General features: G+C 61.7%; 10 protein-coding genes. 3 read left to right on the plus strand and 7 right to left on the minus strand.

What is annotated here, in order from left to right:
* Positions 1 to 39: 39 nt before the first annotated feature.
* Genes ruvB through ruvC form a run of 3 tightly spaced genes read right to left on the minus strand, consistent with a single transcriptional unit; the run spans position 40 to position 2,211 of the window.
* On the minus strand, positions 40 to 1,053 hold the full coding sequence (gene ruvB / locus QZ653_RS10980; protein WP_296420123.1) for a Holliday junction branch migration DNA helicase RuvB: 1,014 nt from the start codon (positions 1,051 to 1,053) through the stop codon (positions 40 to 42).
* 4 nt (positions 1,054 to 1,057) lie between these two features.
* On the minus strand, positions 1,058 to 1,714 hold the full coding sequence (gene ruvA, locus QZ653_RS10985; protein WP_296420124.1) for a Holliday junction branch migration protein RuvA: 657 nt from the start codon (positions 1,712 to 1,714) through the stop codon (positions 1,058 to 1,060).
* The gene (ruvC, locus tag QZ653_RS10990) at positions 1,711 to 2,211 is read right to left on the minus strand and encodes a crossover junction endodeoxyribonuclease RuvC (RefSeq protein WP_296420125.1); all 501 of its coding nucleotides are present in this window, start codon (positions 2,209 to 2,211) and stop codon (positions 1,711 to 1,713) included. The genes ruvA and ruvC overlap by 4 nt, the downstream gene beginning before the upstream one ends.
* A gap of 193 nt (positions 2,212 to 2,404) precedes the next feature.
* Between ruvC and QZ653_RS14965 the strand changes: the two genes are divergently transcribed.
* Positions 2,405 to 2,725: a DUF1127 domain-containing protein gene (locus QZ653_RS14965; protein WP_366933089.1), complete on the plus strand. Its 321-nt coding sequence runs from the start codon at positions 2,405 to 2,407 to the stop codon at positions 2,723 to 2,725.
* A gap of 105 nt (positions 2,726 to 2,830) precedes the next feature.
* Here QZ653_RS14965 and QZ653_RS11000 read toward each other — a convergent pair whose 3' ends face one another.
* The 3 genes from QZ653_RS11000 to QZ653_RS11010 all read right to left on the minus strand — a co-directional run bounded on the left by QZ653_RS11000 (position 2,831) and on the right by QZ653_RS11010 (position 5,411).
* Complete coding sequence (locus QZ653_RS11000; protein ID WP_296420126.1) at positions 2,831 to 3,181, minus strand: hypothetical protein; 351 nt, start codon at positions 3,179 to 3,181, stop codon at positions 2,831 to 2,833.
* 125 nt (positions 3,182 to 3,306) lie between these two features.
* Positions 3,307 to 4,176 (minus strand): 50S ribosomal protein L11 methyltransferase, encoded by an 870-nt coding sequence (locus QZ653_RS11005; RefSeq protein WP_296420128.1) that lies wholly within the window; start codon positions 4,174 to 4,176, stop codon positions 3,307 to 3,309.
* Between the two features lie 5 nt (positions 4,177 to 4,181).
* Positions 4,182 to 5,411 (minus strand): MFS transporter, encoded by a 1,230-nt coding sequence (locus QZ653_RS11010; protein WP_296420129.1) that lies wholly within the window; start codon positions 5,409 to 5,411, stop codon positions 4,182 to 4,184.
* Positions 5,412 to 5,490: 79 nt separating this feature from the next.
* Between QZ653_RS11010 and QZ653_RS11015 the strand changes: the two genes are divergently transcribed.
* Positions 5,491 to 5,781 carry a DUF6958 family protein gene (locus tag QZ653_RS11015; RefSeq protein WP_296420130.1) on the plus strand — a complete coding sequence of 97 codons (291 nt, stop codon included), beginning with the start codon at positions 5,491 to 5,493 and terminating at the stop codon, positions 5,779 to 5,781.
* Positions 5,782 to 5,998: 217 nt separating this feature from the next.
* Here the strand turns inward: QZ653_RS11015 and QZ653_RS11020 are convergent, their stop codons facing one another.
* Entirely contained in the window at positions 5,999 to 8,191 is a 2,193-nt protein-coding gene (locus QZ653_RS11020) for a primosomal protein N' (protein WP_296420131.1), read from the minus strand.
* Between the two features lie 78 nt (positions 8,192 to 8,269).
* Between QZ653_RS11020 and fsa the strand changes: the two genes are divergently transcribed.
* Positions 8,270 to 8,923, plus strand: coding sequence for a fructose-6-phosphate aldolase (fsa, locus tag QZ653_RS11025; RefSeq protein ID WP_296420132.1), 654 nt, complete (start codon positions 8,270 to 8,272; stop codon positions 8,921 to 8,923).
* Positions 8,924 to 8,980 lie beyond the last annotated feature (57 nt).

Here is an 8,980-nt window from a genome sequence, read left to right on the forward strand (position 1 = left end):
CTTCATCTGGCCCGAAAAACTCCCCCCGGAGGGTCGGGTTCAACCAAACAGATCGCTCTGCCCCTTGGGTGCTGCCATCCCCAAATGCGTCCAGGCCTTTTGCGCCAACATCCGCCCGCGCGGGGTGCGCTGGATCAGGCCTTGTTGCAGCAAATAGGGCTCGATCACCTCTTCCAGCGCATCGCGGGATTCGCTCAACGCTGCAGACAACGTCTCAATCCCCACCGGACCGCCCTGATAATTCTCCGCGATCAGCCGCAAATACCGCAAATCCGCACCATCCAGCCCCAGATGATCGACCCCCAGCCGCGTCAATGCACGGTCCGCAATTTCCCGGTTCACGGTGCCGTCGCCTTCGACCACGGCGAAATCCACCACCCGGCGCAACAGACGGCCCGCGATGCGGGGCGTGCCGCGCGACCGCTGGGCGATCTCCTGCGCGCCGCCATCGGTGGCGGGGGCGCCCATCAGACGCGCGCCGCGGGTCACGATCTCATGCAGTTCGGCCACAGTATAGAACTGCAACCGCGTGGGAATGCCGAACCGGTCCCGCAGGGGCGTCGTCAGCAGGCCCATCCGCGTTGTGGCCCCGATCAGCGTAAACGGCTGCAACTCAATCCGCACGGTGCGTGCCGCAGGCCCCTCGCCGATCACCAGATCAAGCTCGAAATCCTCAAGCGCGGGGTACAAAACCTCCTCCACCGCCGGGTTCAGACGGTGGATCTCGTCGATGAACAACACATCCCGCGCCTCAAGGTTGGTCAGGATCGCGGCCAGATCACCCGCCTTGGCCAACACAGGGCCGGAGGTCATCCGGAACCCCACCCCCAATTCACGCGCCATGATCTGCGCCAGCGTGGTTTTGCCCAAACCGGGGGGGCCGTGGAACAACGTGTGGTCCATCGCCTCCTCCCGCCTGCGCGCGCTTTCGATAAACACCTTGAGGTTGGCGCGCGCCTCCGCCTGCCCGATGAACTCATCCAGCATCTGGGGCCGCAAGGCGCGGTCATTGTCCTCGGGCTGGCGGTCGGGCTGCACGACGGTTTCAGACATCACATCAGCCTTTCGGGGCCAGCAGTTTCAGCGCCGCACGGATCAGGGTGGCGGTGTCGGCCTCCGGGTCTTCGCCTGCGGCCTGCGCCACGGCCTGCGTGGCCTCGGACGGGCCGTAGCCCAGATTGCCCAAGGCCGACAGGGCCTCCGATTGCGCGGCACCGCTGGTGGGGGCTGCCACCTCAATGGGTTCCAAAACATCGTCGGATCCTGCGTCCGCAGGGGTCGGGGATGCGCCGGTGCCCGCCATGGCCATGACCGAATGGGCCTTGTCCTTCAACTCCAGTATCGCTTTTTTAGCCGTCTTCGGCCCCACGCCTTTGGCCGTCGCCACTGCCGCCCAATCGCCCAGCGCAATCGCGCGACCCACACCGTCGGCCCCCAGCGCACCAAGGATTGCCATGGACGCCTTGGCCCCGATGCCCTGCACGGACATCAGCAACCGGTGCCATTCCTTTTCCACCAGCGTGGTGAACCCAAAGAGCTGCAACAGGTCCTCGCGCACCAGCAAATCCGTATAAAGCGCAACCGCCCCGCCCGGCGCAGGCAGCCCCGCCATCACGCGATCGGACACATAGACCACATAGCCCACGCCCTTGACGTCGATCAGAACATGATCGCTGGCCTTGTATTCCAGCCGTCCGGCGACGCGGCCAATCATACGGCCACCCGGCGACGCGCCATGGCATTGGCCGATTGCAGATGGTGTGCGTGACAAATGGCGATGGCCAGCGCATCGGCAGCATCGGCATTGGCGAGCTTTACGCCGGGCAATTGCAGTTTCACCATGTGCTGCACCTGTTTCTTGTCCGCATGGCCCACGCCCACCACGGCCTTCTTGACCGCATTGGGCGCGTATTCGCCAATCGTCAGCCCCGCACGTGCGGGCACCAACATGGCAATCCCCCGCGCCTGACCCAGCTTCAGCGTGCCCACCGCGTCGGAGTTCACAAACGTCTGTTCCACTGCAGCGGCCACAGGCGCGAATTCTGCGATCACGTCTTCCAACTGGTCATGCAACGACACCAGACGGTCCGCCAAGGCCCCCGTGCCCGATGTGCAAACCCCGTTCGCCACATGGGACAGCCGCGATCCATCCACGTGAATCACCCCCCAGCCCATGGACCTTAGCCCCGGATCAATGCCCAAAACCCGCATCGCATGCCCCTTTTGTTATTCGTTAACCACTCCACTAGCACAAAAGGCGAACACCCGCCTAGCCCCCTTGCGCGGCTGTCGTCACGGGGCGGTGACCGCCAAGGTCCAAAATCGTCATCCCATGTTCTGTTTTCGACATTCCCCCAGGTCAGATTATGCCAAATATTTCATTAACTTAGATGGCAGAACCGACATGCAAAAATCGCATATCACCCATGCCAAACCGGCACTGGTGGGTCGTATTCAGACCGCCTACCTGCAGCCCATCAAGACATCCCGCAACGGCGCCCGCCCTTTCATACCGGAGTATATCATCATGGCCGCCATCGACTTCCGCCCAACCGCCGCAAAATCCGGCTTCTCCCTGTCCGCCCTCATCGGCACCATCGCTGCATGGAACGACCGCCGCATGACCCGCGCGTCCCTGAACCGTCTGTCCGCCCGTGAACTGGACGATATCGGTCTGGTACGCGGCGATATCGAAGCCATCGCAAACGGCGATCTGATCCGCTAAGCGGACCAACCCTGACAAACGACCAAGGCCGCACCCCATTAGGGCGCGGCCTTTTTTGTGTCGTCTGGGGTCCGAACGGTGAGGCAGCCGTTCAAACCGGCAGACTTAACGCTGAAAGAAATACTGTTTGAGGTAGCCGCCCAAAGCGACGGTCACAGGCTCCTCCTGCATGATAAATGCGCCCACCTGTTCAAAGGTCGTCCCTCCGCGCAGGGCGTCAACACGCAGCGCGTAGTTGCCCGCGCCAATCTGGGCGAACAAAAGCGACTTGAACGCAATCAAGAGGGCCACAATCAACAACAGGCCTTTGAACGGGACTTGCGGGCGGATCAGGCGCGGACGCGACCGGATCAGACCATCACGGCCCACTTTGTGAACCACACCATTGCGGCGCATTTTACCATGTTTACGCTCAACCTTGCGGAGGCGCTCATTCAGGGAAGCATCAATCGTCATAAAAGCAGCCTAATACAAATTTACCCGGCCCCCACCGAACGCAATCAAAATCCCCCCGAAATGTGGCGGAAATGGGGCAAACCGGTAAATTTTGCCCAAAATGCCCTTAAAATAAGGAATTCTTGTTAAGCCTTGCGCAGGGTTAGCGTCGTCCAGTCAACAATCTGATCGCGTGTCACCAGATTAAATCCGTGGCGTGCATAAACGTCGATCACCTCATCGGCCTGTTCGTTCAAAATCCCCGACAGAATCGCCGCCCCGCCCGCCTTGCAATGGGCCGCCATGTCCGGTGCCAGCATAATCAGAGGTCCTTTGAGGATATTGGCAAAGATCAAATCAAAAGGCGCAGCGGCCCGCAGATCATCTTGTTCGAACCCGGCGGCGACCACGCAGGCAACCGCCCCCGCCATGTCATTTGCGGCCAGATTGGCCTCGGCCACATCGACCGCCACGGGGTCAATGTCGCTGGCAATCACTGTGGCATCAGTGGTCCGCGCCGCAGCCATGGCCAGCACGGCTGTGCCACAGCCGATGTCGGCCACGTTTTCAAAGCTGTCCCCGTCCGTCAGCATGGCATCAAAGGCGCGCAAGCACCCTAGCGTCGTGCCATGGTGGCCCGTGCCAAAAGCCATGGCCGCATCAATCAACAGACCCACCCGACCCTCTGGCAGTTTGTCGGCGTCATGCGTGCCGTAGACAAAAAAGCGACCGGCCTCCACCGGAGCCAATTCGCGGCGCACATGGGCCACCCAATCGGTTTCGGGGACCTCGGACACCGCAAAGGGTTTCGCGCCGAAGGTCGCGGCCAGCAGCGCGAGCGCGGCCTCATCAGGGGCGCCTTCGAAGTAACCTCCCACTTCCCACAACCCGCTGTCGTCTTCGACCTCAAACACACCGATGCCCGTGGGTTCAGGCTCCATCCGCTCCATCGCCGCGCCCAGCGCGTCTGCGGCGGGTTTGCCCATCAATGTCGTCAATGCCGTCCAGGTTGCCATTTCGCTCACTCCGCTGGTGCAGCCCGACGCCGCACAAAAATCGTCTCATTGCCCGGCACCGGATGACGCGGGATCAACAGCGACAGCAGCAAAGACACAACCGCCATGCCGGTGGCCGCCATAAACACCATCGCCGGTGACGTCAGCCACAAATATCCCAAGCCCGCCGGCAAAAACACCGCCGCAATGTGGTTGATGGTAAAGGCCACAGCCGCTGTCGGCGCAATATCCGCAGGGTCTGCGATCTTTTGAAAGTAGGTCTTGATGGCCAGGGCGAGGCTGAAAAAGATGTTGTTGAACACATAAAGCGTCGCCGCCAGAACCACCCCCCAGCCGAAGTAATAGAGCCCGCCATAAAGAAAAAAGATCGTCCCCAAACCGACGTATTCAAACACCAGCGCGTTGCGCTCCCCGAACCGTGCGACGGCCTTCCCCACCAAGGGGGCCGTCACGATGTTGGCCAACAAGGTGATCAGAAACAGGCCCGTCACCTCATGCACGGCAAAGCCGAACTTTTCGACCATCATAAAACCGGCGAAGACAATGAATATCTGACGCCGCGCGCCCGACATGAATTGCAGCGCGTAGTACAGCCAGTAGCGGCGGCGCAGCACGAACTGCGTCCGCTGTGGCGTAGGGCCTTCGAATTGTGGATAGGCCAACAGGCAAAATACTCCGACGGCGGCCGTGATCCCGCCCGACACCCAATAGACCAGCGAATAGGACAGGCCCAGCGCCTCCCACGTCAGCACGATCAGCACATAGGCCAGAAACGTGGCACCGGAACCGACGGCGATCAACAGCCCCAACATTTGCGGCGCGCGGTCCTTGTCGATCCACTGCAGGGTCAGCGATTGATTGACGGTCTCGTAATAATGATACCCGATGGAACTCAGCATCGTGATCGTCAGAATTCCGCCCATGGACGGAAACTGCGCGGTCAGGGCCGTGGCCACACCCAGCAAAACCAGCGACACAAGCCCCAGCACCTGTTCGCGCATGACCATCAGCAAAACAATCACACCGATGGCCAGAAAGCCCGGAATTTCGCGAACTGTGTGCAGCCAGCCGATGTCCGACCCGTCAAAATCCGCGGCCTCGATCACAAAATTGTTCAACAGTGCCGACCATGTTGAAAACGCAATCGGCATGGCCGCCGCCATCAAAAACAGCAGCGTTACAGGCCTGCGCCAGAACGGCAGACGGCGCGCATCGGTAAGGGTCACGGTGTCCATGAAAATGCCTTACGCCCCCCGCCGCCCTTTGTCGAACCTCGAAATCCTGATACCGTACTTCCCGAAGGAGGGTCCCGCCATGTCCGACACCCTGGAGGTGGAAAACATCAACACACCCGGCCGCACGTCCCGCGTGAACGCCGCCAAATACCATGCGATGAAGGCCGCCATGCTAAAGGTGATGACCCACGACGCCCCCGGCGACACGGCGAAGGACATCAAAGAGGCCGCCAAAGCGCATTTGCCCGACAACCTCTTTCCCGGCGGCGCAACCGCGGGCTGGTGGCAAAAAACCGTGCAACTGGATCTTGAAGCCAAGGGCGTCATCACCCGCGCCCCCACAAAACCCTTGCGTTTTCACCTGACCTGACAGGGCGCACATGTGGCCGAACGCCGCCCGCCTCGCCCCCCTACGGACCCGACCCCAGACAGCAAAAGCAAACGCCCTGTGCCCGTCCCATTTCGCCCCAGCTCGTAACGCCTCCGAACTGGCCCGTATTCTTCTGATCCGAAAACTCCGGGGGTCTGGGGGCTGGCCCCCAGCGGATCGGATCAGGCAAAGCCTGATCCGATCCAGAACACCCCTCTCAATAAAAGCTCTGCGGGTCGATATCTATGGCCATACGCAATTCACCCCGCAGTTTGAACTGGGCCGCCCAAGCCGCCAGCGCCTGCTGCAAGGGCGCGGCTTTATCAGCCTTGACCAGCAACCGGACACGGTGCCGCCCGCGAATGCGGGCGATGGGGGCGGGTGCAGGTCCGAACACCTGCGCGCCGATCTGGCGCAAGGGTGCGTCTTGCCGCGCCATGGCTGTGCCCAGATCAAACACCTCCTGCACATCCGTTGACGACAGCACAATGCCGGCCATCCGCCCGTAGGGCGGCACGCCTGCGGCACGACGTTCACCGGCCTCGGCGGCCCAGAACGCCTCCTCATCACCGCCCAGAATGGCGCGAATGACAGGGTGTTCGGGCTGGAATGTCTGCAAGACAGCCTCACCGGGGGCCTCGGCGCGGCCAGCGCGCCCCGCCACCTGACGCATCAGTTGAAACGTCCGTTCTGCCGCGCGCAGATCGGACCCTTGCAGGCCCAGATCCGCATCAATCACACCCACCAAAGTCAGCTTGGGGAAATTATGCCCCTTGGCCACCAGTTGCGTGCCCACAACGACATCCGCCTCCCCGCGTGCAATGCTTTCGATATGCGCTTTGAGGGCACGGGCAGACCCGTATAAATCCGACGACAGGACCGCCACGCGGGCCTCGGGGAACAGCGCTTGCGCCTCTTCGGCCATCCGTTCCACGCCGGGGCCCACGGGGGCCAGCCTGTCTTCTGCCTCACACGACGGGCAGATGGTGGGCATGGGCTTCGTCTCACCGCATTGGTGACACATCAGCCGTTTGAGAAACCGGTGTTCGACCATCGTGGCGTCACAATCGTCGCATCCGATCTGATGCCCGCAGGCCCGGCAGATCGTCACCGGCGCATAGCCGCGCCGGTTCAGAAACAGCAACGATTGTTCACCCCGTTCCAACCGGTCGCGGACCTTTCCGGCCAAAGTGGGCGACACCCACCGCGATCCGGGCAAGTCTTCAATCCGCATATCAATTGCAGACATCTGAGGCAGCACCGCCGCGCCATAGCGCGCGGTCAGCGTCACGCGGGCATATTTGCCCGCCTCTACGTTGGCCCAGCTTTCCAGGCTGGGCGTGGCCGAGGCCAGCACCACCTGTGCGGCATTCAAAGACGCACGCAGCACAGTCATATCGCGCGCGTTATACAGCACACCGTCTTCTTGTTTATAGGAGGTGTCATGTTCCTCATCGACGATGATCAAACCCAGATCGCGGTAGGGCAGAAACAACGCGGATCGCGCACCCACGATCAGTTGCGCCTCACCCTGACCGACCATCTTCCAGCAGCGTCGCCGTTCGGTCATCGTCACACCGGAATGCCATTCCGCGGGCTTCATGCCAAACCGCGCCTCAACCCGGGTGATGAATTCGGACGTCAGCGCGATTTCGGGCAGCAGCACCAACGCCTGACGGCCCATGCGCAGACATTCGGCCACGGCCTCAAGATAGACTTCGGTCTTGCCCGATCCGGTCACCCCCTTCAGCAGCGTCGTCCCATAGGTCTGGGACCGCACGGCCTCACGCAGGACCTTGGCGCCGGTTTCCTGATCCTCCGTCAGCTCCTTTCCGCCATAGTCGGGGTCCAGCCGCGGGTAAGGCAGATCGCGCGGGCTGTCTTCTTCGGCCACAGCCCCCAGTTTGACCAGTCCCTTGACCACCGACGACGTGACCCCCGCCATATCCGCCACTTCCTTAAGCGTGAACGACAGCCCGCCGTAGTCGCGCAGCACGTCCAGCACCTTGCGTCGCGCGTCCGTCATGCGATCCGGTTCGACCGATCCCAACCGGTAGACCTTGCGCATGGACGGCGCATCGCCCAAGCCCGGCGCACGGGTCGCCAGACGCAGCATCGCAGACATCGGCGTCAGTGTGTAATCCGCGGCACGGGTCAAAAAGGCCCGCATTTCTTCGGCCATGGGGGCCACGTCCAGGACGCGGATGACCGACCGCACCTTGGCATAATCCCAATCGCCGCGCCCGGCCCCCCAGACCACGCCCAGCACCTTGCGCGGCCCCAATGGCACCTCGACAAAGGCACCCAGCGCGCAACCGCCCTCGGGCGCCTTGTAGTCCAAAACGCGATCAAGAGGCTGTGTCGTCAACACGCCTACCAATTCGCCCTCGTGGAAAAATTCGCCCTGCACCCACAACCCTTTCGTCTTGCGCCCGCATCAGGTAAACGCTGCCTCAATCATAGCCAACCCAGACCGGAGTGCACCCCCATGAAATTCTTTGTCGACACCGCTGACGTAGACGCCATTGCCGAACTCAATGACCTTGGCATGGTGGACGGGGTGACCACGAACCCGTCGATCATCGCGAAGTCCGGTCGCAACATTCTTGAGGTGACGAAAGAGATTTGCGACATGGTTGAAGGACCCGTGTCCGCCGAAGTGGTCGCCACCGACGCGGACGAGATGATCTCCGAAGGTCGCAAGCTGGTCGAGATTGCGGACAATATCGCCGTCAAGGTGCCCCTGACCTGGGACGGGTTGAAGGCGTGTAAAGTGCTGTCCGGCGAAGGCAATATGGTCAATGTCACGCTGTGTTTCTCCGCCAATCAGGCGCTTTTGGCGGCCAAAGCGGGGGCTACGTTTATCTCCCCCTTCATCGGACGTCTGGATGACATCAACCTCGACGGTCTGGAACTGATCGAGGATATCCGCACGGTCTACGACAACTACGGGTTCGAGACCCAAATCCTTGCCGCGTCCATCCGGTCCGCCAACCATATGTCCGAATGCGCCAAGATCGGTGCCGATGTGGCAACCGCCCCGCCAAATGTCATCAAAGCCATGGCCAACCATGTGCTGACCGACAAAGGGCTGGCCGCGTTCCTTGAGGACGCCAAAAAGGCCGACATCAAAATCGTCTAACGGTGGGATGATCTGACGATCAGCGCCTGCGGCGGGCGTGGCTGGGGGCGCTGCCCC

The organism is Pseudooctadecabacter sp. (assembly GCF_020627745.1).
Taxonomy (GTDB): Bacteria; Pseudomonadota; Alphaproteobacteria; order Rhodobacterales; family Rhodobacteraceae; genus Octadecabacter.

What these genes read in the sequence shown, in the direction of transcription:
- QZ653_RS11010 (WP_296420129.1), bottom strand. Translation starts at nt 5,411, where the DNA reads ATGGACACCGTGACCCTTACCGATGCGCGCCGTCTGCCGTTCTGGCGC.
- fsa (WP_296420132.1), top strand. Translation starts at nt 8,270, where the DNA reads ATGAAATTCTTTGTCGACACCGCTGACGTAGACGCCATTGCCGAACTC.
- QZ653_RS11005 (WP_296420128.1), bottom strand. Translation starts at nt 4,176, where the DNA reads ATGGCAACCTGGACGGCATTGACGACATTGATGGGCAAACCCGCCGCA.
- QZ653_RS11015 (WP_296420130.1), top strand. Translation starts at nt 5,491, where the DNA reads ATGTCCGACACCCTGGAGGTGGAAAACATCAACACACCCGGCCGCACG.
- ruvB (WP_296420123.1), bottom strand. Translation starts at nt 1,053, where the DNA reads ATGTCTGAAACCGTCGTGCAGCCCGACCGCCAGCCCGAGGACAATGAC.
- ruvA (WP_296420124.1), bottom strand. Translation starts at nt 1,714, where the DNA reads ATGATTGGCCGCGTCGCCGGACGGCTGGAATACAAGGCCAGCGATCAT.
- ruvC (WP_296420125.1), bottom strand. Translation starts at nt 2,211, where the DNA reads ATGCGGGTTTTGGGCATTGATCCGGGGCTAAGGTCCATGGGCTGGGGG.
- QZ653_RS11000 (WP_296420126.1), bottom strand. Translation starts at nt 3,181, where the DNA reads ATGACGATTGATGCTTCCCTGAATGAGCGCCTCCGCAAGGTTGAGCGT.
- QZ653_RS14965 (WP_366933089.1), top strand. Translation starts at nt 2,405, where the DNA reads ATGCAAAAATCGCATATCACCCATGCCAAACCGGCACTGGTGGGTCGT.